The organism is Acinetobacter sp. A22, from assembly GCF_030913345.1.
Taxonomy (GTDB): Bacteria; Pseudomonadota; Gammaproteobacteria; order Pseudomonadales; family Moraxellaceae; genus Acinetobacter; species Acinetobacter junii.
In genome coordinates this window covers 1,388,963-1,414,013 of record NZ_CP133162.1, presented here as the reverse complement: position 1 = coordinate 1,414,013, position 25,051 = coordinate 1,388,963, and the positions used below count along the sequence as shown (strand labels likewise).

General features: G+C 38.2%; 22 protein-coding genes, 1 other RNA gene, 2 pseudogenes and 1 other annotated feature. Of the genes and pseudogenes, 11 read left to right on the top strand and 14 right to left on the bottom strand.

Going from position 1 to position 25,051, the window contains the following annotated elements; all coding sequences use genetic code 11:
* Positions 1–24 precede the first annotated feature (24 nt).
* From mfd to Q9Q86_RS07045, 3 genes are all read left to right on the top strand, one after another.
* Positions 25–3,486 (top strand): transcription-repair coupling factor, encoded by a 3,462-nt coding sequence (gene mfd / locus Q9Q86_RS07055; RefSeq protein WP_112987089.1) that lies wholly within the window; start codon positions 25–27, stop codon positions 3,484–3,486.
* 181 nt (positions 3,487–3,667) lie between these two features.
* Positions 3,668–4,102 (top strand): HIT domain-containing protein, encoded by a 435-nt coding sequence (locus Q9Q86_RS07050; protein ID WP_004912054.1) that lies wholly within the window; start codon positions 3,668–3,670, stop codon positions 4,100–4,102.
* A gap of 48 nt (positions 4,103–4,150) precedes the next feature.
* Positions 4,151–5,590: an adenylate/guanylate cyclase domain-containing protein gene (locus Q9Q86_RS07045; protein ID WP_004954970.1), complete on the top strand. Its 1,440-nt coding sequence runs from the start codon at positions 4,151–4,153 to the stop codon at positions 5,588–5,590.
* A gap of 88 nt (positions 5,591–5,678) precedes the next feature.
* On the opposite strand, the gene fdx is transcribed toward Q9Q86_RS07045, so the two are convergent.
* The 8 genes from fdx to Q9Q86_RS07005 form a co-directional block, all read right to left on the bottom strand.
* Positions 5,679–6,017 (bottom strand): ISC system 2Fe-2S type ferredoxin, encoded by a 339-nt coding sequence (gene fdx, locus Q9Q86_RS07040; RefSeq protein WP_038345517.1) that lies wholly within the window; start codon positions 6,015–6,017, stop codon positions 5,679–5,681.
* Between the two features lie 17 nt (positions 6,018–6,034).
* Positions 6,035–7,894 (bottom strand): Fe-S protein assembly chaperone HscA, encoded by a 1,860-nt coding sequence (hscA, locus tag Q9Q86_RS07035; protein WP_112987088.1) that lies wholly within the window; start codon positions 7,892–7,894, stop codon positions 6,035–6,037.
* Positions 7,895–7,932: 38 nt separating this feature from the next.
* On the bottom strand, positions 7,933–8,451 hold the full coding sequence (gene hscB / locus Q9Q86_RS07030; RefSeq protein WP_004954963.1) for a Fe-S protein assembly co-chaperone HscB: 519 nt from the start codon (positions 8,449–8,451) through the stop codon (positions 7,933–7,935).
* Between the two features lie 85 nt (positions 8,452–8,536).
* Positions 8,537–8,857, bottom strand: coding sequence for an iron-sulfur cluster assembly protein IscA (gene iscA, locus Q9Q86_RS07025; protein ID WP_004912036.1), 321 nt, complete (start codon positions 8,855–8,857; stop codon positions 8,537–8,539).
* A gap of 31 nt (positions 8,858–8,888) precedes the next feature.
* A complete protein-coding gene (gene iscU / locus Q9Q86_RS07020; protein WP_004639432.1) occupies positions 8,889–9,275 on the bottom strand; it encodes a Fe-S cluster assembly scaffold IscU in 387 nt (128 codons plus the stop codon).
* A 78-nt stretch (positions 9,276–9,353) separates the two neighbouring features.
* Positions 9,354–10,571, bottom strand: a complete 1,218-nt coding sequence (locus tag Q9Q86_RS07015; protein WP_112987087.1) for an IscS subfamily cysteine desulfurase — start codon at positions 10,569–10,571, stop codon at positions 9,354–9,356.
* A 1-nt stretch (position 10,572) separates the two neighbouring features.
* On the bottom strand, positions 10,573–11,046 hold the full coding sequence (locus Q9Q86_RS07010) for an Rrf2 family transcriptional regulator (RefSeq protein WP_004912027.1): 474 nt from the start codon (positions 11,044–11,046) through the stop codon (positions 10,573–10,575).
* 108 nt (positions 11,047–11,154) lie between these two features.
* Positions 11,155–11,802, bottom strand: a complete 648-nt coding sequence (locus Q9Q86_RS07005) for a hypothetical protein (RefSeq protein ID WP_112987086.1) — start codon at positions 11,800–11,802, stop codon at positions 11,155–11,157.
* 209 nt (positions 11,803–12,011) lie between these two features.
* Between Q9Q86_RS07005 and Q9Q86_RS07000 the strand changes: the two genes are divergently transcribed.
* The 3 genes from Q9Q86_RS07000 (at position 12,012) to Q9Q86_RS06990 (ending at position 14,918) form a co-directional block, all read left to right on the top strand.
* Positions 12,012–12,467 carry a phasin family protein gene (locus tag Q9Q86_RS07000; protein WP_004912022.1) on the top strand — a complete coding sequence of 152 codons (456 nt, stop codon included), beginning with the start codon at positions 12,012–12,014 and terminating at the stop codon, positions 12,465–12,467.
* A gap of 167 nt (positions 12,468–12,634) precedes the next feature.
* Positions 12,635–12,907, top strand: a complete 273-nt coding sequence (locus Q9Q86_RS06995) for an HU family DNA-binding protein (RefSeq protein WP_004878739.1) — start codon at positions 12,635–12,637, stop codon at positions 12,905–12,907.
* A 139-nt stretch (positions 12,908–13,046) separates the two neighbouring features.
* A complete protein-coding gene (locus tag Q9Q86_RS06990; RefSeq protein ID WP_112987085.1) occupies positions 13,047–14,918 on the top strand; it encodes a SurA N-terminal domain-containing protein in 1,872 nt (623 codons plus the stop codon).
* 59 nt (positions 14,919–14,977) lie between these two features.
* Here Q9Q86_RS06990 and Q9Q86_RS06985 read toward each other — a convergent pair whose 3' ends face one another.
* The gene (locus Q9Q86_RS06985; RefSeq protein WP_004962751.1) at positions 14,978–15,841 is read right to left on the bottom strand and encodes a YbgF trimerization domain-containing protein; all 864 of its coding nucleotides are present in this window, start codon (positions 15,839–15,841) and stop codon (positions 14,978–14,980) included.
* Positions 15,842–16,165: 324 nt separating this feature from the next.
* Between Q9Q86_RS06985 and ffs the strand changes: the two genes are divergently transcribed.
* Positions 16,166–16,262: signal recognition particle sRNA small type (gene ffs / locus Q9Q86_RS06980), an RNA gene on the top strand.
* A 10-nt stretch (positions 16,263–16,272) separates the two neighbouring features.
* Here the strand turns inward: ffs and Q9Q86_RS06975 are convergent.
* The 4 genes from Q9Q86_RS06975 to Q9Q86_RS06960 all read right to left on the bottom strand — a co-directional run bounded on the left by Q9Q86_RS06975 (position 16,273) and on the right by Q9Q86_RS06960 (position 19,124).
* Positions 16,273–16,755 carry a regulatory protein RecX gene (locus Q9Q86_RS06975; RefSeq protein WP_112987084.1) on the bottom strand — a complete coding sequence of 161 codons (483 nt, stop codon included), beginning with the start codon at positions 16,753–16,755 and terminating at the stop codon, positions 16,273–16,275.
* Between the two features lie 46 nt (positions 16,756–16,801).
* A complete protein-coding gene (recA, locus tag Q9Q86_RS06970; RefSeq protein ID WP_004912011.1) occupies positions 16,802–17,848 on the bottom strand; it encodes a recombinase RecA in 1,047 nt (348 codons plus the stop codon).
* A gap of 159 nt (positions 17,849–18,007) precedes the next feature.
* On the bottom strand, positions 18,008–18,436 hold the full coding sequence (locus Q9Q86_RS06965; RefSeq protein ID WP_004912009.1) for an RNA-binding S4 domain-containing protein: 429 nt from the start codon (positions 18,434–18,436) through the stop codon (positions 18,008–18,010).
* Positions 18,420–19,124, bottom strand: coding sequence for an HAD-IA family hydrolase (locus Q9Q86_RS06960; RefSeq protein WP_112987083.1), 705 nt, complete (start codon positions 19,122–19,124; stop codon positions 18,420–18,422). The genes Q9Q86_RS06965 and Q9Q86_RS06960 overlap by 17 nt, the downstream gene beginning before the upstream one ends.
* A gap of 11 nt (positions 19,125–19,135) precedes the next feature.
* Between Q9Q86_RS06960 and Q9Q86_RS06955 the strand changes: the two genes are divergently transcribed.
* The 3 genes and pseudogenes from Q9Q86_RS06955 to Q9Q86_RS06945 form a co-directional block, all read left to right on the top strand.
* Positions 19,136–19,993 (top strand): 3'(2'),5'-bisphosphate nucleotidase CysQ, encoded by an 858-nt coding sequence (locus Q9Q86_RS06955; protein WP_004962737.1) that lies wholly within the window; start codon positions 19,136–19,138, stop codon positions 19,991–19,993.
* Between the two features lie 53 nt (positions 19,994–20,046).
* Positions 20,047–20,778, top strand: coding sequence for a histidine phosphatase family protein (locus Q9Q86_RS06950; RefSeq protein WP_112987082.1), 732 nt, complete (start codon positions 20,047–20,049; stop codon positions 20,776–20,778).
* A gap of 188 nt (positions 20,779–20,966) precedes the next feature.
* Positions 20,967–22,476, top strand: a pseudogene (locus Q9Q86_RS06945) (M66 family metalloprotease); the annotation flags it as partial.
* 34 nt (positions 22,477–22,510) lie between these two features.
* Here Q9Q86_RS06945 and Q9Q86_RS06940 read toward each other — a convergent pair.
* Positions 22,511–23,730 (bottom strand): IS3 family transposase gene (locus tag Q9Q86_RS06940; protein ID WP_100833221.1). Its coding sequence is split into 2 segments (ribosomal slippage): positions 22,511–23,454 and positions 23,454–23,730, totalling 1,221 coding nucleotides; the frame shifts between segments, so codons are not numbered across the junction.
* Positions 23,339–23,455: a sequence feature (AL1L pseudoknot), on the bottom strand. Its footprint overlaps the gene before it by 117 nt.
* 52 nt (positions 23,731–23,782) lie before the next feature.
* Between Q9Q86_RS06940 and Q9Q86_RS06935 the strand changes: the two are divergent.
* A pseudogene (locus Q9Q86_RS06935) lies at positions 23,783–24,994 on the top strand (TagA domain-containing protein); the annotation flags it as partial.
* Positions 24,995–25,051: the final 57 nt, after the last annotated feature.

Here is a 25,051-nt window from a genome sequence, read left to right as displayed (position 1 = left end):
CCTTTAAATTGCACGATTTTCTCTATGTTTCAACAAGAAATCTCTCAATTAAACTTACAACAATTCAAAGCTGGCGAAAAACGCTGGATTGGTTCGCTACTTGGGTCATCTGCTGCACTACTATTCAAAGAAATTGCCACTCAGAATTCTAATTTATATGTAATTGTTGCACGAAATAATCAACATCTTGCACAGCTTGAAAGTGAGCTTGAATTTTATGGCATAAAACCAACAATCTTTCCTGACTGGGAAATATTGCCATATGATCGCTTATCTCCGCACCAAGATATTGTCTCCGAGCGTTTGGCTATTTTATCTAATATGCCACAAAAGGGGATTTTATTAATTTCTGCTAGTACTTTGGCTCAACGTGTTGCACCTTACTCATGGGTTGTTGGTGAGCATTTTGATATTAAAGTTGGTCAAAAACTTGATTTAGAAGCACAGAAAAAACAATTAGTCCAAGCTGGTTATCGCTTAGTTGATACTGTTTATGATCATGGTGAGTTTGCAGTTCGTGGCAGCATTATGGACATATATGCATCAGGACAAGATCAACCTATTCGTATCGACTTATTTGATGATGAAATTGAAAGCCTGAAGTTCTTCGATCCTGAAACGCAAAGAACAACTGAATCATTAAAAAATTTTACTGTATTACCTGCTAAAGAGTTTCCTCTCAAAGAAGGTAGATCAACATTCCGAGATCGCTATGCGGAAAGTTTCCCTACCGCAAATCCCAAGAAAAATCCTATCTATCAAGATGTACTCGAAGGTATAGCAACACCAGGGTTAGAGTTTTATTTTCCTTTATTTTTTGATAAAAAGTTAATGGAAGCGCAAAGTATGTTAACGACATACTTACCAAAGAATTGCGTTGTAATTACAAATAATGAAGTTGAAGATGAATTAATTAGTTTTTGGAAGGAAGTCGTTCGTCGTTACGAAGATCGTCGTCACAATATTGATCAACCGATCCTTCCTCCTGAAGATCTATTTTTAATGCCTAATCATGTTTTACAGGCATTAAATCAATTTCCAAGAATTCTTGCTTCGGCAGATACTTTCGACGAGAAAGCTGGTGTTCTAAATTTATCAGCAGAGCAACCTCCAAAACTCGCTGTAGATCCTAAAAAAGAGCAGCCTTTTCAAGCTGTTAAAAATTATATCGATCAAATTGAATTTCCTGTGCTTTTAGTCGCTGAAAGTGCAGGACGACGCGAAACTTTAAAAGATGCGCTGCGCTCAGTTTTAGGAGAAATTCAAACAGTCGATAGCTTTGCTCAATTCCAAAAGGATAAGCTAAAAGTTGCGATTACCAGTGCTCCTTTAGACCGTGGTTTACTTCTCACAGATCAATTATCAGTTATATCTGAAAATCAACTTTACGAACACAGAGTTGTTCAACGTAGACGAAAACGCCAGCAAGAAGTCTCCGAAGAGTTTTTAATTCGGAGTCTAACCGAACTGAGTATAGGTGCGCCTGTCGTACATATTGATCATGGTGTTGGACGTTATGCGGGATTAGTTACCTTAGAGATTGATCAGCAAGATCATGAGTTTTTACAACTTGATTATGCTGATGGGGCTAAGGTCTATGTTCCTGTCACCAATTTGCATTTGATCAGTCGCTATAGTGGTGGAGATCCTGATCTTGCGCCTTTGCACAAGTTGGGTACAGATACATGGAGTAAAGCTAAGCGCAAAGCCTTAGAGCAAATTCATGATGTAGCGGCTGAGTTATTGCATATACAAGCTCGTCGACAATCAAAACCAGGTTTTGCGTTTGAGCTAGATCACACGGCATATATGCAATTCGCAAGTGGCTTCGCTTATGAGGAGACACTAGACCAAGCCAATGCGATTGAATCAACTCTTCATGACATGCAACTTGCGAAACCTATGGATCGTTTGGTTTGTGGTGATGTTGGTTTTGGAAAAACTGAAGTTGCGATGCGAGCAGCCTTTGTAGCAGTACAAAACAATAAACAAGTCGCAGTTTTGGTGCCGACGACTTTACTTGCACAACAGCATTATGAGTCATTCAAAGATCGCTTTGCGGATACAGCAGTTCGTATCGAAGTTTTATCACGTTTCGGAAGCAACAAAACGCATCTAAAAATCATTGAAGATTTGGCTGATGGCAAAGTTGATATCGTGGTCGGAACCCATAAAATTCTGCAAGAAAATGTACAGTTTAAAAATTTAGGTTTAATGATCGTCGATGAAGAACATCGCTTTGGTGTGCGTGATAAAGAGCGTATCAAAGCACTTCGTGCCGATGTGGATATGCTTACGCTCACAGCAACCCCAATTCCTCGTACCTTGAATATGGCATTCTCTGGAATGCGTGATTTATCTATTATTGCGACGCCACCAGCACGCCGTTTAGCCGTAAAAACTTTTGTTCAAGAGCATACGGATGACTCTGTGAAAGAGGCAATTCTGCGTGAATTATTGCGTGGTGGACAAGTCTACTTCTTACATAATGAAGTCGATACAATCGAACGAGCTGCAGAAAGTATTCGAACTTTGGTTCCAGAAGCTCGTGTAGCAGTTGCTCATGGACAAATGCGTGAGCGTGAACTAGAACAAGTCATGCAGCAGTTCTACCACAAAGAATATAACGTACTCGTTTGCTCTACGATCATAGAAACGGGTATTGATGTACCGAATGCCAATACAATCATTATAGAACGTGCCGATAAACTAGGTTTAGCTCAGTTGCATCAACTTCGCGGTCGTGTTGGGCGTTCACATCACCAAGCCTATGCTTATTTGCTCGTGCCATCACTCAAACATTTGAAAGGTGACGCTGAAAAACGTTTAGATGCAATTCAAAGAGCTTCAACACTTGGTGCTGGTTTTATGCTGGCGACAGAAGATTTAGAGATTCGCGGTGCTGGTGAACTCTTAGGTGAGCAGCAAAGTGGTTCAATGCAAGCAATTGGCTACAGCTTGTATATGGAGATGCTTGAAAAGGCAACTAAGGCGATTCAAAAAGGTAAAACTCCTAATTTCGATGCTCCGCTTTCACTTACTGCTGAAATTAACTTACATATGCCAGCATTGATTCCAGATGATTATTTGGGCGATGTTCATCAACGCTTATTGTTCTACAAGCGTATTAGTAATACAGACACACAAGAGAAACTGGATAATATCCGAATGGAGTTGATTGACCGTTTTGGTATTCCACCTCAAGCAGTTAAACAGTTGTTCAGCGTTCATCAAGTGCGTCTTAAAGCGGAACAACTTGGAATTACAAAAGTCGATGTGAATACAAACGGTGGGTATATCGAGTTTTCTCCTGATACACCTGTACAAGCAATCAGTATCATTCAGTTGATGCAGAAGAACCCAACTCACTATCGTATGGAAGGTGGTCAGCGATTGAAATTGACAGTTCACTTGTCAGAATACGAAGAGCGTATCCAGTTTATTGTGACCTTGTTAAACAAGTTATTAAGTGAGTTGAATGGCTAATTAGAAAATCAGATTTGAGGGGAGAAGTATCATTCGATACAGAATCATTTTTTGGTCGGATGATGCGTCAATAACTGAGGAAAATCATTGTTATTTGTAATCAAACAGGTTACTAATAATATTCACATCACAACTGATGTGATAGTATTGACGATTATTATTTTGCATCATTTATAAAGATATGTTTAGTTTGCATCCACAACTTGCTCAAGATACATTTTTTGTAGGCGACTTTCCGCTTTCAACATGTCGTTTAATGAATGATATGCAATTTCCTTGGCTAATTCTTATACCACGTGTTCCTGGAATCACTGAGTTATATGAACTCAGTCAAGCCGATCAGGAACAATTTTTACGTGAATCGAGTTGGTTGTCTAGTCAGCTTTCTCGCGTATTCCGTGCTGACAAGATGAATGTAGCGGCACTTGGTAATGTTGTACCACAGCTTCATTTTCATCATGTTGTACGTTATCAAAATGATGTTGCGTGGCCTAAACCAGTTTGGGGTACTCCAGCTGTACCATACAGCAGCGATGTTCTTGCTCATATGCGTCAAACCCTTATGCTTGCATTACGTGGTCAGGGTGATATGCCTTTTGATTGGCGCATGGACTGATTTAGTCAAGAGGATTGTAGGTCTTCTTAGATAAGGAAGGAGTAGAGGGTGCCACTAGATAGGTTAATCGATAAAGAACCTAGACAGTTCGCTTATTTCCATCGTTTGATGGGATATTCGATTTTGTCATTAATTTTGGTTATTTATACTTTTACTTCTTCTAGCGCTAATCACCAACTCTATATTCTTCCAATTTTATTAGTTTTCTTTTTACTGTCTCCTAAGCTTGAAAAATGGCTTCAATACAAATTTGATCGTGATACAGAGAAGAACGTTTTATTTGGCATAGAGGCTGTTATCGTTGCCATTGTTTTAGCTGGATTACATTTAAGCCTAGTACCTACATTTACAATCCTATTTGCACTACTTTATGTAGGTTTAAACAATAAAATTACTTTGCCAGTAGCATCATTAATTATTTTGATTGGTGTGCTGACCTTTTATTTTTCAACATTTTTTATATTTGGTGCGGAAGAATATTTTGAACCGACTAATCCTGAACTTACAGTGGTGAGTTTACTTGGATTGATGATGTTCATTGTGATTGGTAACTACTATCAACATCGTCGTTTGAATATTCTAGGTCAGCAACGTCAGCATTATCATAATCAAATGACTCGTTATATTGCCTTTGCAAATCAACTAAGTCGTTATGCTCCATTACAGTTGTGGCAGTCGATTATGCGTGGCGAGGCTGAAGCTAAAATTGAATATAAACGTAAAAAATTAACGATCTTCTTCTCAGATATTCAAGGTTTTACAGAGCTTTCTGAAAGCTTAATTCCAGATGATTTAGCTTTCTTATTAAATGATTATTTAAGTCATATGACGGAAATTGCAAAACAGTATGAAGCAACCGTCGATAAGTTTATGGGTGATGCGATCCTGATTTTCTTTGGTGATCCAAACTCTCAAGGCGTAGAACAAGATGCGAAGTCTTGTGTTGAAATGGCTATCGCAATGCGCCAACAGATGAAATTGCTACGTGAGCGCTGGAAAAAAATGGGTTATCCAGCATTACATATTCGCATGGGAATAAGTACAGGATATTGTCACGTTGGGAATTATGGTGCTTCACATCGTATGGCATATACGATTGTAGGTCGTGATGTAAATCTGGCAGCCCGTTTGCAATCAGCTGCTGAAGTTGATGAAATTTTGATTGCTGATGATACACATCAGTTAATTAAAAATGAATTTCTGTGTGTTCCTAAAGTGCCGATTTATTTGAAAGGGATTCAAGGTCCTGTGAAAACATGGCAAGTCATGGAGAAATTCACAGGCAAAAAATCAGATACACAAAAATGGTTTGATTTTGAATATAAAGGTTTTCATTTGGTGCTGAATTTTGAAGAAGTACAAAATTATGAATACCCTGAGCTGGTAGAAATTCTAGAGAAAATGATTCAGAGAATCAAAACACAGCAAAAAATTACTAATGCACAAGGCATTCCACGTTTAAATCTCGATGATGAGGTTAAACAATAGATTGTTTTTTTCTTCTGTATTACAAAACTCTATCACATAAAAAACTCCTCATTTAGAGGAGTTTTTTATGTCACTAATTTTGAAAAATTTAGTGATTTTCTGAAGCATGGTTGATTGTGTATTTAGGAATTTCAATTTCTAAATCTTCATCAACAATTTCAACTTGACACGAAAGGCGAGAGTCTGGCTCCAAACCCCATGCACGGTCAAGTAAATCGGCTTCCACGTCATTCATTTCTTCGAGGCTGTCAAAACCTTTACGGACAATGACGTGACATGTGGTACATGCGCATGACATATCGCATGCATGTTCAATTTTGATGCCTTGCTTAAGTAAGCTTTGGCATAAATTTGCATTTTGTTCCACTTCGAATTCTGCACCTTCAGGACAGAATTGAGCATGAGGGAGAACTTTAATACGTGGCATATTGATCACCTATACCTTTAGTTTGAGTTTGACCAATCTTCGAGTTTTGTACCCTTTAAGGCATGGTCAATATGTCGATTCATACGAAGTGCTGCAAACGCATCGCTGTGAGTTTTAAGTTGTTGAACAGCATTTTCAATTGCTTCTAACTCATTAGTTTTTAAGCGAGCTTTAAGTGCTTCAGCAGCAAGAATTAAATCACGAGCTTGTTGCTGGGAAAGTAAATCTTTATCAGCTTTTAAAGCTTGTTCTAGAGCTTCTAATTCACGTTCTGCTTCAACTTTTGTTTCTTGCAAATGGCGAAGTTGTTTATCTTCTTCAGCATGCCGGAAACCTTCAATTAATAGACGTTCCGTATCTGCAGCTGATAAACCATAAGAAGGTTTGATATCAATTTGTGCTTGAACACCAGAAGTTGTTTCTTTTGCAGATACTGTTAGTAAACCATCAGCATCAACTTGGAATGTAACTTCAATACGCGCTTGACCAGCTGTCATCGGTGGAATGCCATGCAAAACAAAGCGACCTAGTGAACGACAATGTTCAACTAAATCTCGTTCACCTTGTACGACATGAATCAGCATGGCAGTTTGTCCATCTTGATAAGTCGTGAATTCTTGACGGCGAGCTACAGGAATTGCTGTATTGCGCGAAATCAAACGCTCTACCAGACCGCCCATAGTTTCTAAACCTAATGAGAGTGGAGTAACATCAAGCAATAAAGAGCCATCTTGGCTGTTACCGATGAGCTGATTTGCTGTGATTGATGCACCAATTGCAACTACTTCATCTGGATTAATTGTACATAAAGGTTCACGTTTAAATATATCGCGAACTGCTTTTTGTACTGCATAAGAACGAGTAGAACCACCAACTAAAACAACATGTTCAATTTCATCTAATTCAAGTTTTGCATCGCGTAATACGCGTTTACATACACTGATTGTTTTATCGAGTGCGACCTGAATGATTGATTCAAATGTTGGACGATCCAAAACTAGACGATCATCGAATAATTTTAATTCAGCAGATTCATGATCAGTGAGTTGTTCTTTAGCTTGGCGTGCAGCAACGACAAAAACTGCGTACTCTTCATCACTTAGAGTTTCAATGCTAAGCTGTTTTTTTGCCCACTTCACGATTAAGCGGTCGAGGTCATCACCACCTAATGCAGTATGACCACCTGTGGCTAATACTTCAAACACACCTTGTGAGAAGCGCAAGATAGATACGTCAAACGTACCACCACCTAGATCATAAATTACATAATTACGATCTGTACTGAGATTGGTATCCTGATCTAAACCATAAGCAACAGCAGCAGCCGTTGGTTCGTTGAGTAAGCGTAGTACATTTAAACCAGCTAATTGAGCAGCATCACGAGTCGCTTGACGTTGTGCTTCATCAAAATATGCAGGAACGGTAATAACTGCACCATTAACTGGATTTTTTAAGCTTGCTTCTGCACGTTCTTTTAATTCTTTTAAAATTTCAGCAGAAATCTCAACAGGTGTTTTTCGACCTGCAGCAGTTTCAAATGCTGGCATTTCATTTTCAGCACCAACAAGTACATAAGGATGTTGGAATTTAATATCTGCTTGAGAACGTCCCATGAAACGCTTAACAGAAACAATTGTATTTTTAGGATCAGTTAACATGTACGGCTTAGCTTCATAGCCGAATGTAGTTGTATCCTTTGCATAATGAACGATAGAAGGGAGTAAAACTCGGTCTTTATCGTCTTGTAGAACTTTCGGTTTTCCCGATAGCACTGTCGCCACTAAAGAGTGGGTTGTTCCTAAGTCTATACCGATCGCAATTCGATGTTCGTGCGGCGCAGTAGATTGACCAGGTTCAGCAATTTGCAAAAGTGCCATGCGTGAGGTATCCCTTGAAAATAATTGGTAACGGCAGACTAAAAATCATCATCTAGGTCGAAGCTATCTTCTTCATCTAACATGCGATCTTCGGCTTTATCAATATCGTTCATTACGCGTTGGAAAAAGCGTAATTTACGTACCGTATCACGAGCTTCAGCCCAATCTTCGTCAGCATAATCAATTTTGAATTCGCGAACTAATCCATCAATCCATTGTTGAACGTCTACTTTTAATGTACGTAATTGATCTGTTGATCTAGCCTCATCAAGTTGCTCGCGCATCTCAAGTGCTGATTGTAGAAATTCAAAATCACTGATGGATTGATCAAGATGATGATCTTGCTTTTTTAAGGCAAGTAAATATGCAGCACGACTATCAACTTGTGAAAGTACTTTAAACGCTTGATTGATTTCACTTGACTTAATTAACGCCTGATCTTTGTCAGCAGCTTTATCTGGATGATATTGCTGTTGCAAATTCAAAAACTGTTTTTTTAAAGCTGCCAAATCTATATCGAGTGCTTCGGGTAATTGGAACAACTCAAAATGATTCATGGGAGATGAATTCCGCTATTGATAAATACATTAAAACAGTGCGGAACACACTGTTTTAATGAATAAAAAAGAGGGTGATATGATTTTAGACTGTAAATGATTCACCACAGCCACATTCACCTTTTTGATTTGGGTTGTTGAACTCAAAGCCTTCATTGAGACCATTTTTAACATAGTCCATCTCTAAACCTTCGAGATAAACTAAGCTTTTAGGATCCACAAAAACTTTAACACCGAACTGCTCAAATACTTGATCATGTGTGTCAACATCGTCAACAAACTCAAGTACATAAGCTAATCCAGAGCAACCCGAAGTTTTCACACCAACACGAATGCCTTCACCCTTACCACGATTCTGTAGGTAATTGCTGATGTGAGTCGCAGCATTTTCAGTTAAATGGATCATGAAAACTCCAATGTGTTACGTCGTTAAACTATTAAGCTTTCGCTTTTTTGCCACGATAATCTTCAATCGCAGCTTTAATCGCATCTTCAGCCAATACAGAGCAGTGTACTTTTACTGGTGGAAGGGCAAGCTCTGTTGCAATATCAATGTTTTTGATTGCTTGAGCTTCATCAAGAGTTTTACCTTTTAACCATTCAGTTACAAGGGAGCTTGATGCGATTGCAGAACCGCAACCATAAGTTTTGAAGCGAGCTTCTTCAATTACGCCATTATCATCGACTTGGATTTGTAAGCGCATTACATCACCACAAGCTGGTGCACCGACCATGCCTGTGCCAACGTTTTCAGCATTTTTATCCAAAACACCCACATTACGAGGATTTTCGTAATGATCAATTACCTTTTCACTATAAGCCATTTCGCTTCTCCAAACCTCGGGGTCAGCCTAATATTAATATGAGGGTTAAAACACGTTTTTCAATTCAAGTTCAATGAATTAGTGTTCAGCCCATTCAACTGTTGAAAGGTCGATACCTTCTTTGTACATATCCCAAAGCGGAGAAAGTTCACGAAGTTTCTCAACAGCAGCTTTGGTAATTGTCAATACGTGATCGATATCAGCTTCAGTGGTGTACTTACCAAAGCTAAAGCGAATTGAACTATGTGCCAATTCATCAGATAAACCTAGAGCACGTAATACATATGATGGTTCTAGTGTTGCAGAAGTACATGCAGAACCACTTGAAACGGCTGCATCTTTCAATGCCATCATTAAAGATTCACCTTCAACAAAGTTGAAGCTGACATTTAAATAATTTGCAACGTTTTGAGTAGGGTGGCCATTTAAGAAAACTTGTTCTAAGTCTTGTAAGCCATTCCAAAGTTTGTCGCGTAATTTGCGTAGACGTTCTTGTTCAGCATGCATGGTTTTACCAGCAATTTCGAACGCTTCACCTAAACCAACGATTTGATGTGTTGGTAAGGTACCAGAGCGCATACCACGTTCATGACCACCACCATGCATTTGCGCTTTTAAGCGAACGCGTGGATTACGACGAACATATAATGCACCGATACCTTTAGGACCATAAATTTTATGACCAGAGAAACTCATTAAATCGATTTTCATAGTTGAAAGATCGATATCAACTTTTCCAGCAGCTTGAGCGGCATCTACGTGGAAGAATGTTTTATTCTCACGTGTTAATTCACCGATTGCAGCAACGTCAGTAATTGTACCAATCTCATTATTCACCATCATAAGTGAAACAAGGATTGTATCTGGACGTAAAGCAGCTTTTACCATTTCAGGTGTAATTAGACCTGTACGTGGTTCTGGCTCGAGATAGGTGATTTCAAAGCCTTCTTCCTCAAGCTCACGACATGGGTCTAAAACAGCTTTATGTTCAATTTTACTTGTAATAATGTGCTTGCCTTTTGAACCATAAAACTGAGCGATACCTTTGAGTGCTAAGTTATCAGATTCAGTCGCACCAGAAGTCCACACAATTTCACGTGGATCAGCTTTGATAAGATTAGCGACTTGTTCACGCGCGTATTCAACTTTTTCTTCGGCTTGCCAACCATAAGCATGCGAGCGGGAAGCAGGATTACCAAAAGTCCCTTCGAAGGTTAAGCATTCCATCATACGTTCTGCAACTTCAGGAAGGACAGGAGTGGTTGCTGCGTAATCAAGATAAATTGGACGTTTCATGTCAAATACCTGTAACCGATAAAAGAGCTGAGTCAAAGCTTGTAGAGTTTTGGCGCAGGGCGACAGTTTGTACATTGTCGCGTGCAATTAAATCTGCAAGTGTGATTTTGGCGAGATAATCGGCAATATGATGGGAGAGTTCTTGCCATAAGTCATGCGTTAAACACATTGCACCATTTTGGCAGTTTCCTTTATGGTCGCAACGAGTCGCATCAACAGTTTCATTTACAGCTTCGATGATTTCTAGCACTGTGATCTCACTTGCAATACGCGCAAGATGATATCCGCCATTTGCACCACGAACGCTTGAAACTAACCCATGGCGCTTAAGCTTTGCGAATAATTGTTCGAGATAAGCGACAGAGATGGATTGGCGTGCTGCTATTTCCGCAAGCGTGATCGTTTGTTCAGTTGGCTGCAAAGCTAAATCAAGTAGAGCAGTCACTGCGTAACGACCGCGAGTTGTAAGACGCATGATTCGGTACACATGGTTAGACTAGATGTCTAAATTTTATGAATTCCGACTAAAATAGTCAAGTTTTTTAATCGCCAATATGTGTGTGAAAAGTGAAATATAAAGTTTTTATTGTATCCACATATTATACACAAAAAAACCAATCAAAATAAAGCTAAATACAGCAAAGCTGATATTGATCAAGCGTTGGCGCTTTTGGAGTCTATGGATTCGATTTTGATATTGTTTTACTTCCACGAGTAATGAGTTTATTTCTGAGCGTTGTTGATCAATTTTATCTAGCAAAGGCGCAATTCTTTGCTGTGAGGCTAAGGTTTCAGCATCATCATTGAATGCACTAAACCACTGTTTCCAGTTAGCAAATATGCTTGGGAGTGTCAAATGCGGTGCTAAATCTAAAAACTCTTCGGCAAGTGAGGTTTCACCTAAAAGTCGCATGTTGTGAATGCTGCGCTGATTATTAAACACAAATATTTTAGTAAGATCGATCAGCGTACTATTGATTTCAAGATCAATTTTTCGATCTAAAGACTGCATATCAAATAGCAATCCTTTGTCTGTGAACTGAATATAAAAATCAAAGAAAGGGATATAGCTATTGATGCGTAAAGTTACACGCTGGTCAATAAATCGTTTCGCCTGTAGACGAAGTGCTGAATCATGAGTCAGGATAAATGAAAAAAAAGTTTCTAAAACAATGATAACAAAGTTTAGCAACAAATGAGGATGCCTATGTCTTTGTTGCGTTTCACTCATGAGTCTCTTTTTCCTTACCAGTCAATAGATATAACCATAAAGCATATAAACTTGAGCATCCTTGCTCAATGATTAATATTAATTTACATGACTTTGTAGCTTTGTAGAACAGTTTTTTAAAACGATCAAGTCTTAACTTTGATATTATAAAAACATTTTTATGGTTAAATACGACATACTGTTTGTAAAGTGCTTAGGAGCATTGGTCTATGGATAACACTAACCTTGAAAATTCAGGTGAAGAAGCTGAGGTGAAAACCAAATTAAAATCAAAGAGTTCTAAAAAATCTGCTTTGGATTTCAAAAAATATACACAACAAATTTGGCTGGCAGGTTTAGGTGCATTTTCACGAGCTGAAGAAGAAGGAAATAAATTATTTGACTCGCTTGTAAAAGTTGGTGAAGAGCTTGAGTCAAAAACTGTTGATTTTGCAGATAACACCGTTGGGAAAGTCACTGAAAAGGCAAAAGAGTCTGTGACTGACACTAAAGACAAAGTAGAAAAAATTTTAGATACAGGTGTAAATCACTCTTTAAATCGAATCGGTTTGGTTACTCCTAAAGATCTACAGCATATTGAACAGCTTTTGGTGCAGCTTCATATCAAAGTTGATGCTTTAATTGAAGAAAATAACCAATTAAAGGCCAAATTGAATAAAAAGTAAAAAAACTCCTGACGCTCGTCCGTTTATGTCGTATTTCAGTATTTATTTTGGTTAAAACGCCTTTCTAGTATTGCGTTCTCCCCTAAAGCATTGCTATAAAGGCGGCATGGCCTTTTAAACTATAGCCTTGGATCTTAACAAACGATATTAAGAGGATATTTTTTATCATGAATAAATCAGAATTAATTGATGCGATTGCTGAAAAAGGGGGAGTATCTAAGTCGGATGCTGGTAAGGCACTTGACGCAACAATTGCATCGATCACCGAAGCACTAAAAAAGGGTGATACGGTTACTTTAGTCGGTTTTGGTACTTTTAGTGTCAAAGAGCGTGCTGCTCGTACTGGTCGTAATCCTAAAACTGGTGAAGAGCTACAAATTAAAGCTAGCAAAGTACCAAGTTTTAAACCAGGTAAAGGTTTGAAAGATTCAGTTGCGTAATCTTTTTAAATCAATAAACGCACCATCTCGGGTGCGTTTTTTATTTATCGAATGAAAAAGTTGATTTGAGCTTTATTCTGCATTCATTCGCTTTTATTTTTCAGTTAAAATTGCCCCGAAATAAAATATTGGAATTCTCATGGAATCTTTTCGTACACTCATTAAGGGTTGGCTTGGCAAAGTCCTTCTAGTTTTGTTTTTGACCCCTTTAGCGCTTGTAGGTATTGAAGGATATTTTAGTGGAGGCAATAAAGCAGATGTTGCAAAATCTGTAAATGGCCAAGATATTTCTAATAAAGAATTAGAAACAGCAACTAAAAATTATAAAGATCAATATTTATCCTTAGTAAAGGGTGATGAGTCTCTTTTGAACCTCTCTCTTATTCAAGAAAAAGCATTAGATGCACTGATTGCTCGTAGCTTGTTACAACAACAAGCAGAAAAACTAGGGATTTCCCTAAGTGATACGCAACTTGAGCAAATGTTGGCTCAACAACCTAGCTTTCAAGAAAACGGACAATTTTCACAAAAGCTCTATGAAAATTATCTACGCTCTGTTGGTATGACCAATCAAGGCTTGGTTGCTAGTCTGCGTCAAGACCATGCTTTAAAAATGATTTCATCGACATTGATGGATTATGCTTTGGTAAGCAAATCTGATTTACAGCAACTTGCTAATTTACAAACAGAACAGCGTACTTTGCATTTAGCTAGCATTAAGTTAGATGATTACAAAAAGGGTATTACTGTTTCTAATCAAGAAATTGCAGATTATTACAACAAACATAAAAACCAATTTAAACAGGTTGCTAATGTTGATGTTGATTATGTGGTTTTAACACCAGCATTATTGCCACAAGCAAATGTAGCTCCTTCTGAAGCTGAGTTACAGCAGGCATATAAAGCATTCGTTGATAAACAACAGAAAGATGTGAAGCGAGAAGTTAAACATATTCTGATTACAACGGATTCAAGAGATGCAGCGACAGCTCAGAAATTGGCAAATGATGTATACGCTAAAATTCAGTCAGGCATGTCATTTGCTGATGCTGCGGCGCAATTTTCAGAAGACCCTTCTTCTAAAACACAAGGTGGTTTAGTTGAAGCTTATGCTCCTGGTGTGTTTTCAGCAGACTTTGATAACGCTGTTAATTCTTTGAAGAATGGTCAGATTTCTAAACCAGTTAAGACACAGTACGGTTATCATATTATCGCTGCAAACGCTCCTGCAATTGATATCCCATCGTATGAAGCTGAAAAACCGCGCTTAATTGCTGAAGTGCAGAAAACAAAACAAGCCAATTTATTTAGCGATACAGTGAATAGTCTAAATGAAATGGTTGTGGGGAATGATTCATTAGATGCCGTGGCTCAAGAAGTTAAAGGCGTTCGTGTTGAATCTGCTAAAGGTGTTACTTTAACAACGCAAAATCCTTATTTAAGCGATTTAAATGTAAAAGCAAAATTGTTTAATGATGATGTAAAAAATGGTGATCGCAATGCATCATCAAGTATTCAATTAGCAAATGGTGATACGATCTGGATCAAGGTGCGTGATTATCGTGCTGCTGGATTCAAGACACTTGCTCAAGCAACTGCTGAAGTCAAAGCTAAGGTGATTGAGGAAAAAGCATATAAGGCTGCCCAAGCGAAAATCGCATCAATTTTAGCTGAATTTAAGACTCAACCTGCTGCACAAGTTGTTGCAAACTCAAAAATTATTTTTGAGGATGCAGGTACTTTTGCTCGTTCACAAGGTTTAAAGCGTGCTATCGAGCGCGCAGCATTTAGTATCCCTGCGCCAACTAAAGAAGGTATGTGGTCAGTTACAACGACTCAACTACCTAATGAGTTGGTAATTGTGGCGGTCTCTACGGTCAATACAAATGCCGCAAGTGCTTTACAACCAGAACAGTTGAATGAGTTAACCAAGTTATATCAGCAGTTCCGTGGTCAGCAGATTTTAGAGGACTATACTGAGTATCTAAAATCACAAGCAAAGATTAAGTAAGACTTAAGCAAAAAAACCAGTTCAAATGAACTGGTTTTTTTATAGGTAAAAGTTTTAAATTACTTTTTCTGAATAAATTTTGCTTCTTCTGTTTGTGGGTATTGGCTTATCAGCTTGTTTTTATACTGATTTGCTAGAGCTGTGTTTTTGTCCACTTCTTTAGCAATGCTATACAGTTGGTAAATCGCTCTTGGTGCCTTAGCCGAGTTTGGGTAACGTGTAGCCACGATATTGTAATTCTGTTTTGCAGCTTTATAGTCAACAGGCTCTACAGCTAGATAAAATTCAGCTAACCAAAAATATGCATTTCCAACATAAATACCATTCGGATGATTTTTAATAAAGTTTTGCATCGGTTGGATCGCTTTTTTTGCTCCACCTTGTTTGTAAGCATCTAAAGCAACGGTATATGCGGCTTTTTCTAATTCGATTTGAGCGTTTGTCGTATTCGTGGTTGCAGTATTTTGTGTTGCCTGTACCACAGGTGTAGATGTTGAATTAGAGGTATTTTTAGGGGAATCTGGTTGTATTGTATTGGCTGGGGAAGGCGGTTCTGATTTTGGTGCTGCTGCAGCTTCTGCTGTTGACTCTGTTGTAGCTTCCGTTGTTTCTTCAGGTGGATCAATTTTTTGTGATAAAAGTTCTAAGCGTTGATCTAAGTCTGTATATCGATTAGCTAATTCTTTCTTTAATAGTTCAATAGAGTTTTCATGCTCTTCCAATTGACCACGTAATCTACGAACTTCTTCTTCGAGCTTCTGATTTTTCTGAATCAAATCCCAGTTTAGATTTGTGCTTACGGGTGCTGAAGTTGTGTTGTCATTAAATTGTTGGCTTAACGCACGAGATTCAATAGGAATATTTGCATACAAATGTGTACTGCTAAGTAGTGCAATAAAAATTGCAGAATGCTTTTTTAGCATGAAAATTCATCCATAAAGTTGAAAATAAAGCTGTGGGGTGAATAAGCTTTGTTTTTTACTTGAGACACACCAAACAAACATTTTTAGATTTAGCCATTAAAACAGCAACACATTTAAATGCAATACGTGTTTACAATCTTCAAGCACTTTTGGAGAAAATACGTTTTGTTTTGTATAAACATTAAACAAATTATAATGTTCTCAACGAGACAAAAACATAGTTGGTGTTGATTTAAGCAGTTGAATCAAAAACTGAATTAAAAATAGAGACAAGCCTTGCAACTCCAATAAAAATCTCTATACTTTGTCAGGCAATGGTAGCCCTGCTGGTAGCTTCGCAATTGTACTCTATGAACCCCGCCAGGACCGGAAGGTAGCAACGGTAGTAGATCTATGATGTGCCGGAGTCTTGCTGGTAGGGTTGCCACCAATTATTCTTCATCGCTCGTTCGAGCAATCGCTTTCATAATTACACTCATATCAAATCCTCTATACTGCAAAAATCGAATTTGTTTTGCCTTGATCTTCTGATCTTTTGAAACCTCAGTACCAAATTTTTTGACTTTTAGTTGATATGCTTGTTCTAACCAATCAACTTCTTTTAACTCTTCTGTAATAAGCTCTTCATCTAATTGTTTTGCTTTCAAAGCTTGTTTTATGCGTTGTAGACCTTTTCCTTTGCGTATTTGACTTGCTAAGGTTTGCTCAGCAACACGTTGATCGCTTTGATAGTTATTTGATGCTAGCTCTTCGACGAGTTTTGCAACTTCATCAGGATTAATCGCATATTGATTTAGTTTTGCTATAAGTTCAGCTTGTGAATAATCGCGACGAGTCAGTAAGGCAAATGCATAAGAGCGAAGTCTTTGACCTGTGAGTGTTTTAGGTTTTTCTGTTTTCTCAGAATTAAACAAGTTTTATATCCTCATGAAAGAAAAACGCCCCGAAGGGCGTTTCAGTTTAACTTTCTAAAAAATCTGGTTCTTCTACATCTTCTGTAGGTGCTGCTTCAGGATTGTTTTTGGTGAGTAATTGCTCGCGAACAACCTTCTCAATTTCAGCAGCGATTTTCGAATTCTCTTCAAAATAACGAATTACGTTGTTTTTACCTTGTCCGATTTTGTTGCCTTGGTATGAGTACCATGCACCCGCTTTTTGAACAATATCTTGTTGTACGGCGAGGTCAACTAATTCACCTAGTTGATTAGTTCCTTTACCGTACATGATTTGGAATACTGCTTCGCGGAAAGGAGGAGCCATTTTGTTTTTTACAACTTTGACTTTAGTTTCAGAACCAACGATTTCATCGCCTTCTTTAACTTGTCCAATACGACGGATATCTAAGCGCACTGACGCATAGAATTTAAGTGCATTACCACCTGTGGTTGTTTCTGGACTACCAAACATCACACCAATTTTCATACGAATTTGGTTGATGAAGATCACCATACAGTTAGAGCGTTTTGCGTTACCAGTGATTTTACGCAATGCTTGGCTCATCAAACGAGCTTGTAAGCCCATATGAGAGTCACCCATTTCGCCTTCAATTTCAGCTTTTGGTGTTAATGCTGCAACTGAGTCGACAACGATTAAATCAATTGCACCTGAACGAACGAGCATATCTGCGATTTCAAGCGCTTGTTCACCATTGTCGGGTTGAGAGACTAGTAGGTTGTCAATATCAACGCCTAATTTGCGTGCATATTGTGGGTCAAGCGCATGTTCAGCATCGATGAATGCACAAGTACCACCATTTTTTTGACATTGAGCAATTGCTTGCAATGTCATTGTTGTTTTACCAGATGATTCAGGACCATAAATCTCAATAATACGACCTTTCGGTAATCCACCAATACCTAAAGCGATATCTAGTGTTAATGACCCTGTAGATACAGCTTCAACTGCTTGTACAGTATTGTCACCTAAGCGCATCACAGTGTTTTTGCCAAATTGTTTTTCAATCTGGCTTAACGCAGCTTGTAACGCTTTACTTTTATTATCATCCATCTCAAAACCTCAAAACTTTATATTCTTAACGACTAACCCAAGTGGATGTATTGAATCTCAACTTGTTGGGACTTGAGTATAGTGGCAGATTCTAGTTGTTTATTCTACATCTGACCTGCGTCAATACGACACAAGATGACGCACCTTAAATTAGAAAAATTACTCATCATGATAAGACCATGATTGAACATTTTCTTGTTTAAAACGATTAATATCACGACGATCTTTTTTGCTTGGTCGATGATCAGGTCGGGCTAGATTATGCAATTTTCGTTGTGATGCATGCAACTCTCTACGCTCAATACTTTCGGTTGTTTCTTCATAGAGTAACTGAGCCATAGGAGCGCCGCCACGTATAGACGATAGGGCTTTTACGATGACAGTTTTCTTGTCAAATCCTTGTTGAATGGTCAGTTCCATTCCAACCCGAACATCTTTGGATACTTTGACGCGTTCATTATTGTGATGAACTTTACCACCTTCAATGGCTGCTTTTGCGATGGAGCGTGTTTTGAAGAAACGAGCAGCCCAAAGCCATTTATCAATTCGCATGGCTTCCATGCTTTCTGGTTCATGCTGTTTTGGCATCTGTTACCTGTAAATGGGTTTCTAGACAATCAAATAAATCAGTGAGTTCATCAAGTGCGGGGTAAGGAAGTTCATTGGAATTCCTTGCAGCTTTGCTACTTGATGGTTGTACTATGCTAAATAGTTTTGAAATTCCAAAACTTTCTGCACCTTTCAATACGGCAACTGTATCATCAATAAAAATTGCTTTCGTTGGATCAAATGGATGCAATTGCTGAAGTTCACGCCAAAAAGAAACATCTTCTTTTGCGTATCCTAATTCTTCACTACTAATCATAAGTTCAAAGTAAGGGCTCAGTGCAACATTCTCAAGTTTTATCTGTAATCCTGCTTTATCCGCGTTAGTAAGTAACCAACAACGATAGCCTTTTTGTTTGAGTTGTTCTAATAATTCAAAGCAACCGGAACGCGCTTTGATTTTTTCTCGATGCTCGTATTGGAGTTGCAAAACATCGACTCCAACTTTTGTAGTCCAGTACGCAGAAGAATACCAAGATAGTGTATGCTTATGTTGTTGGTAAAATTGAAATAGTGTCTGTTTGCTCTGTTCTAGAGTGCATTGATGTACTTGAGCATGGTGTTCAGGTAGACACTCATTCCAAATAAAATCATCAAAGGCTAAATCGAGTAATGTGCCATCCATGTCGAACATGGCAATAGGCTTTTGCTGTAAATCTGAATATGACATAAGGTTGGTCTATGTTTATAAAAACGCTCGCTCCACAAGATGACTTGATTATGCAACTTGTTCCAATTATGGCGCAGGCTAGTCAAATATTGTTGGAAGAATACCAAAGTTATTGTGCTGGTTGCGAGTTTAATATTCAGGAAAAAAGTGATGATTCTCCAGTGACTCAAGCTGATTTAAAGGTAAATCATTTTCTACTCAAGCATTTGGCAACAATAACGCCGCAATTACCTGTCTTATCGGAAGAGAGTGATTATTCTGAGCGGAAGTCATGGAAAAAATGTTGGATGCTTGATCCACTAGATGGAACGAAAGAGTTTATACATGAGCGTGATGAATTTACGACTAATTTAAGTTTGATCGAAGACCATCAGACAACTTTTGCGATTATTGCAGTGCCTTGTGAACAGGTCATGTATATCGGTTATCGCAATCAACTTCCTTATAAATACAGTTTTAGCCGTAATGAATGGTTTCAATACAAAATAGAAGAACATGACTTAAGTACGCCTCTCCAAATTGGATTAAGTCACAACAGTAAAAATCCTAAATATCAAAATTTTATTCAACCATTACTCAAACATCGTGCTGTTGAGCGACGTGAAGCTGGTAGTGCCTATAAGTTTTGTATGATGCTTGAAGGTGATATTGATATTTATCCACGGTTTCATCCAACATCGGAATGGGATACGAGTTCAGGTCAATCATTATTAGAAAGTATTGGCGGTGGCCTACTGACTCTAGAAGCTAAGCCATTTTTGTATAATCAGCGAGATACTGTTCTTAATGGTGGCTTTATCGCATTTAAAGATCAGTACTGCAAAAAAATTGCATATGAAGCATTACAGCATTCTGGGATTTTAGATTGAGAGTTATATTACCCATGTTATAGTGGGTTAAATTTTTATATTACATAAATATTATGGCGCTACATTTATTGCCTAAAAGTATGTTTGAAGCTGTGGATTTATTGCCAGACACTTCAACGCCAGTCACCTTATTTACACGTCATTCATTGCGAGAACTTGTCAATGGACAGGGTTTTGCTGGTTATGATTTGCAGTTGACTGAGCAAGGGCGAGAGCTTGCATATGCTTGGGGGCAATATCTCATACAAAATACTGATCGAGCTATACATCACTGTATTTCTAGTCCTATCCAACGATGTGTTGATACGGCGGCTTTAATGATTGAAGGTGCTGATCAGTTACGTAAGGGTGAAAACACTCATACGATAGAGATTGTTGAACAGCGATTATTGGTTGAGCCAGGTAGTTTTGTATTAGACATTCAACAAGCTGCACCATATTTTCGTAAACAGGGTGCATTGGGGTTTATCAATAGTTTTGTGAATAATGTTTTGCCTGGCATGAAACACCCTATTACAGGTGTATTTGATGTACTTGAGTTGCTTTATCACACACATCCAACACATCAAAATGGTTTAAGTATTGCTGTTAGTCATGACACTATTTTGGCTGCAATTGTAGCTGTCATTTCAGGTCAAACAGAAATTCAACAATCAGACTGGCCAGATATGATGGAGGGATTATTTGTTTGGTTTGAGGGTGAGGATTTTGCAAATAGCAAGTTAAAATGGATTTGGCGTGGTCAAAAACAAGAATTATTAATTAAAGATTTTAAAGAAAAATAACTAACCCTTAGAGCTGACTAGATCACGATAACTAAATCTTTTAGATATTTTAAGATATCCTAAATTCATATTTTTTATCTTTTAGTAAAGATGATATTATTTTTAAATGCATGATTTTATTAATATTAACTAATAATCATAAACTTATCTTTATTGATAATTTATTACGGTTTATTGGGGGAAATGTGATGTATTTAAAACTTAAATATTTGTCATTATCTGTTCTTGCAGCAATGTTAAGTGCTTGTGGCGGCGAGTGCTTGTGGCGGCGGAAGTGGTGGTACTTCATCAACAGAAAGTAATATGGGGTCAGGAAGTTTGGGTGATTCTCATCCATCTTTTTCTGTAAAATACCCTGAGCCAACAAAAGATGTTATCGATGATACGGTTCTTGGTTTTTATGATTACGATAAATTAGGTTTAGCTCGTACTTTGAGGAATGATTTGAATGGAAGCTTTTCAGCTATGATTCAATTTGCTCAAAGTCATGTGGTTAATCCAAAAAATAATGAAAAAGATTACATGCCTCGTTTAACCTCTGAGAAAGAGGCTCTTTTATTGGTGACACCATTAATCGAGATGGGGAATATTCAATCTTTAAAAGCTGAAATTTATCAGGGCAATCAATTACTGAGAACGGTAGATTTAGATGAGCCATCTCGTTTGGCTGCATCTGATCAATCAAATAATGATGGACGACCACAGGTGAACTATTCAAAACGTGCTTGGAGCACTGCTTTGAATTGGAATGAAGTTAAAGTTGGTTTGCATATTCGAATTATTGATCCCTTAACTAATCGTAGTGGTAACTTAGCAGAGATAGATATTGATTTTGCCGCTCCAGGTGAGTTAGTTGTGCAAAATATTCGTTTGGGATTACTTACCGATCCACCTCAGTCTAACGGTCACTATATGCTGTTAGAACCAGCAAAAGCAGGAACAGATTATTTTCAGACTATTCCAGCTGCTCGAATGATTGTCACCAAATATGACGATTTAAAACTCGATAAAGTCATGGTTGCTAGTGGGGTAATTTATGATGCTGCCAGTGTAACGACTGGTGATGTCTATAGTGGTGATATGCGAGAAAACACGGCAAAGTCAACTTTTGGGGTAGGTATTAATCTAGCAAATTGGGGAATTACCAGTGCCTCTATGGCGAGTCAAGAACAGCCTCAACTGACACAAAGTGTAGTTACACATCATGCTCGCGGTAAATACAGTAATGGTGACGTCACGCATGGTTTGAGTGGTGGTAATGGAATGCTAACACTGATTGACTCTGTAGGTAATGAGTTTAGTCATGAGATTGGACATCACTATGGTTTGGGGCATTATCCCGGTTCCGTGAATAATAATATGTTTTGGGCTGCACATCATGCAGATAGTGGCTGGGGATATATCGCCTTTAGAAATAAAATGCGTGGTAATCTCAATTGGACATCGACAAATCTTGGAGATAGTAGTAATGGCGTTCCAAACTTTTTAAATAAGTATGCTTATGGTTGGGATGCGATGTCTGGCGGTTCGACTGCGAGTTCGATTTCGAAATATACACATTACACAGGCTATAGTACGTATCTCAAGATTCAACCTGCCTTTGATCGATATGTCTGGGATAAAAACTCACTAACTGGTTATAAAAAGTGGAATGCTACAACACGAGCTATGGAAGTTGCACAGCCCAAAGTACTGAACCGTACCGGGTTTGTCGGAGACTTTTTTATTTAAGTTAGGCCACCTGACCTAACGGGTTAATCTTATCATAGTACATTGCTTCAAACTCAAAAGGTGATACATAACCCAGTGCACTGTGTACACGCTCTTTATTGAACCAATCTACCCAGTTTAGTGTCGCAAGTTGTACATCCGCTAAACCTTGCCAATCCGCTTTTAAATATTCAATCACCTCTGTTTTGTATAAGCCATTCACCGTTTCAGCCAAAGCATTATCGTATGAATCACCGGTCGTACCGACTGATGCTCGTAAATTTGCTGCTTCTAAACGATTGGTATAACGAATGGAAAGATATTGCACGCCTCTGTCACTATGATGAATCACGTTCTTTGGCATGCCTCGATCATGCAATGCTTGCTCCAGTGCATCGAGCACCATATCTGTATTCATACGTGTTGATACTTTCCATCCAACAATTGCTCGCGAGAACACATCAATAATAAAGGCGGTATAGACCCAGCCTGAATGAGTTTGAATATACGTGAAGTCAGCGACCCACAGCTGGTCAGGATGATCTGCATTAAAATTGCGTTTTACTAAGTCATCTGCTCGTTTTTGATCATCTCGGCTACGGGTGGTTTGTTTATTCTTACCACGCCAAACACCTTGTATACCTAGCTTCTGCATCAATCGAGCAACTGTACAACGTGCGATAACATAACCTTCACGTTTCAATTGTTGCCAGACCTTACGCACACCATATCGACCTAAACTTTCTTTCCAAATACGTTTGATTTGCTCTGCATGATGTAAATCATGCAGAGCACGTTTCGCTCGATGTTCTGGGTTATCAACGAGATCTAAAGCCCGATAATAGGTCGAAGCTGCAATCGGTAAAATTCTACAAATCGCTTCAACACCATATCGATCTTTATTGTTCTGGATAAAATCCACCATTATTTGTGTGGGCGGTCGAGCTCCGCCTGGGCGAAAAAAGCGGCTGCTTTACGTAGAATTTCGTTAGCACGTTGCAGTTCTTTATTTTCACGTTCGAGTTGTTTAATACGTTCTTGATCTGAAAGTTGCTGTACTTTAATTGGGTTTTGTTTATCTAAATATTTTTGATACCAAACACGTAGAGTTTCAGGAGTACAACCTATCTTGGGAGCAATAGCGGTGATTGCAGCCCAAGTAGAAGGATAATCTTTTTCAGATTCAATCAATAATTGAACCGCTCTATCTCTGATTTCAGGGGTGTATTTTACTTTTTTCATCGGGACATTCTCTCAAGAAAAGTGGTCTCCGACAAACCCGGTACGGTTCATACCGAACTCTGGAAATGTTTGGTACAACACAGCTGATGGGAATTACTTAAAGCCAAGATTATTCGGTGTTCCTGTTTATACGATTCTGGGTGGATATGATCCTGTGAATCAAGTGGGTTTAATTTATCCAGCAGCAAGAGGGAATTGGGGTAATGTGTTTAACTTGTCTCAAATCAATCCAAATGATTCTACGGCAAGCTGTTGGTTAAATATTCGATTCGCATCAAATGAGCAAAATATTGCTCTAGCACCTCAACGTATGAATACGAATAGTAATGCCAATAAGTTCCATATCAATGTGGCTCAAAGTGAATCACCACAGCAAGTAAATTTGTATTGTAGAAAAGCCAATCAAAAAGCAGTTTTACTTTCAACAATAATGATTCCAGCAAACAATGTACAAATTTCACCTTATGCAGAAATTGGTAAAAATGTTGGGTATTCAGCATTAAAACAAATTGAACTTCCAGTACTTGAGCAAGCCCTTTTGGAAAATGCTACAACACCCGTGGTGAATTTGTCAGCTGATAATAAATTGTTGTTCGATTCATATCAAAAATTCAAAGATCAGCTTTCGATTGCAGCGCAAAGCGAAATGAATCGTTATACCCAACAGCAAAACACGCTGTATCGTTTGAATCGCTGGATGAATGTATATCGCTCTGATTTAGTGAATCTAAATTCTGATGCAGTTAACGCTTTTCATGTTTTCCTAGATAAGCTAGAACTGAAAAGTGATTTTAATTTAGGCTCTGCGATGAGTTTAATGAATCGAACAAATTGTTTGAAAGCTGAAAAACTTGAAAATGGTCAATTCAATGCATTTATTAGTGGTGCTTCGGGTTGTATAGGCGATGACTCAGAAAAATGGGTTTACGATGCATTAGGAAAAATTCACAGCAAAAAATATATAGATCAATGCTTAGCAACTACTTCGGGTAATGTGATTAATTTACAGCCTTGCAGTAACAACCAAGCTAATCAAGTTTGGACTACTGATATGAGTGCTCAAGCGATTAAGCAGGCTAATCAATGCTTCGATTTGGAAGGTGGCTATCTGACGAATAATCGCGCACGTTTAATTCGTTATCGTTGTACAGGAGGAGCTAACCAGAAATGGACGATTCCAACTGCTAATAATAGTTTGATTCTTTCAGGTCTAACGGCTAAGAATTTAGTATTAACGACAAAAGTATTTGGATTAAACGAATAGCTTACACAAAAGAAAGGGGTGGTAGATCTGCCTCTTTCTGTTTTGATAAAATTTGAA

Coding starts and splice junctions, on each gene's coding strand:
- iscA (WP_004912036.1), bottom strand. CDS start 8,857: ATGATCCATTTAACTGAAAATGCTGCGACTCACATCAGCAATTACCTA.
- hscA (WP_112987088.1), bottom strand. CDS start 7,894: ATGGCACTTTTGCAAATTGCTGAACCTGGTCAATCTACTGCGCCGCAC.
- recA (WP_004912011.1), bottom strand. CDS start 17,848: ATGGATGATAATAAAAGTAAAGCGTTACAAGCTGCGTTAAGCCAGATT.
- mfd (WP_112987089.1), top strand. CDS start 25: ATGTTTCAACAAGAAATCTCTCAATTAAACTTACAACAATTCAAAGCT.
- Q9Q86_RS07050 (WP_004912054.1), top strand. CDS start 3,668: ATGTTTAGTTTGCATCCACAACTTGCTCAAGATACATTTTTTGTAGGC.
- Q9Q86_RS07005 (WP_112987086.1), bottom strand. CDS start 11,802: ATGAGTGAAACGCAACAAAGACATAGGCATCCTCATTTGTTGCTAAAC.
- Q9Q86_RS06990 (WP_112987085.1), top strand. CDS start 13,047: ATGGAATCTTTTCGTACACTCATTAAGGGTTGGCTTGGCAAAGTCCTT.
- iscU (WP_004639432.1), bottom strand. CDS start 9,275: ATGGCTTATAGTGAAAAGGTAATTGATCATTACGAAAATCCTCGTAAT.
- Q9Q86_RS07010 (WP_004912027.1), bottom strand. CDS start 11,046: ATGCGTCTTACAACTCGCGGTCGTTACGCAGTGACTGCTCTACTTGAT.
- Q9Q86_RS06960 (WP_112987083.1), bottom strand. CDS start 19,124: ATGTCATATTCAGATTTACAGCAAAAGCCTATTGCCATGTTCGACATG.
- Q9Q86_RS07000 (WP_004912022.1), top strand. CDS start 12,012: ATGGATAACACTAACCTTGAAAATTCAGGTGAAGAAGCTGAGGTGAAA.
- Q9Q86_RS06985 (WP_004962751.1), bottom strand. CDS start 15,841: ATGCTAAAAAAGCATTCTGCAATTTTTATTGCACTACTTAGCAGTACA.
- fdx (WP_038345517.1), bottom strand. CDS start 6,017: ATGCCACGTATTAAAGTTCTCCCTCATGCTCAATTCTGTCCTGAAGGT.
- Q9Q86_RS07015 (WP_112987087.1), bottom strand. CDS start 10,571: ATGAAACGTCCAATTTATCTTGATTACGCAGCAACCACTCCTGTCCTT.
- Q9Q86_RS06995 (WP_004878739.1), top strand. CDS start 12,635: ATGAATAAATCAGAATTAATTGATGCGATTGCTGAAAAAGGGGGAGTA.
- hscB (WP_004954963.1), bottom strand. CDS start 8,451: ATGAATCATTTTGAGTTGTTCCAATTACCCGAAGCACTCGATATAGAT.
- Q9Q86_RS06955 (WP_004962737.1), top strand. CDS start 19,136: ATGTTTATAAAAACGCTCGCTCCACAAGATGACTTGATTATGCAACTT.
- Q9Q86_RS06950 (WP_112987082.1), top strand. CDS start 20,047: ATGGCGCTACATTTATTGCCTAAAAGTATGTTTGAAGCTGTGGATTTA.
- Q9Q86_RS06965 (WP_004912009.1), bottom strand. CDS start 18,436: ATGCCAAAACAGCATGAACCAGAAAGCATGGAAGCCATGCGAATTGAT.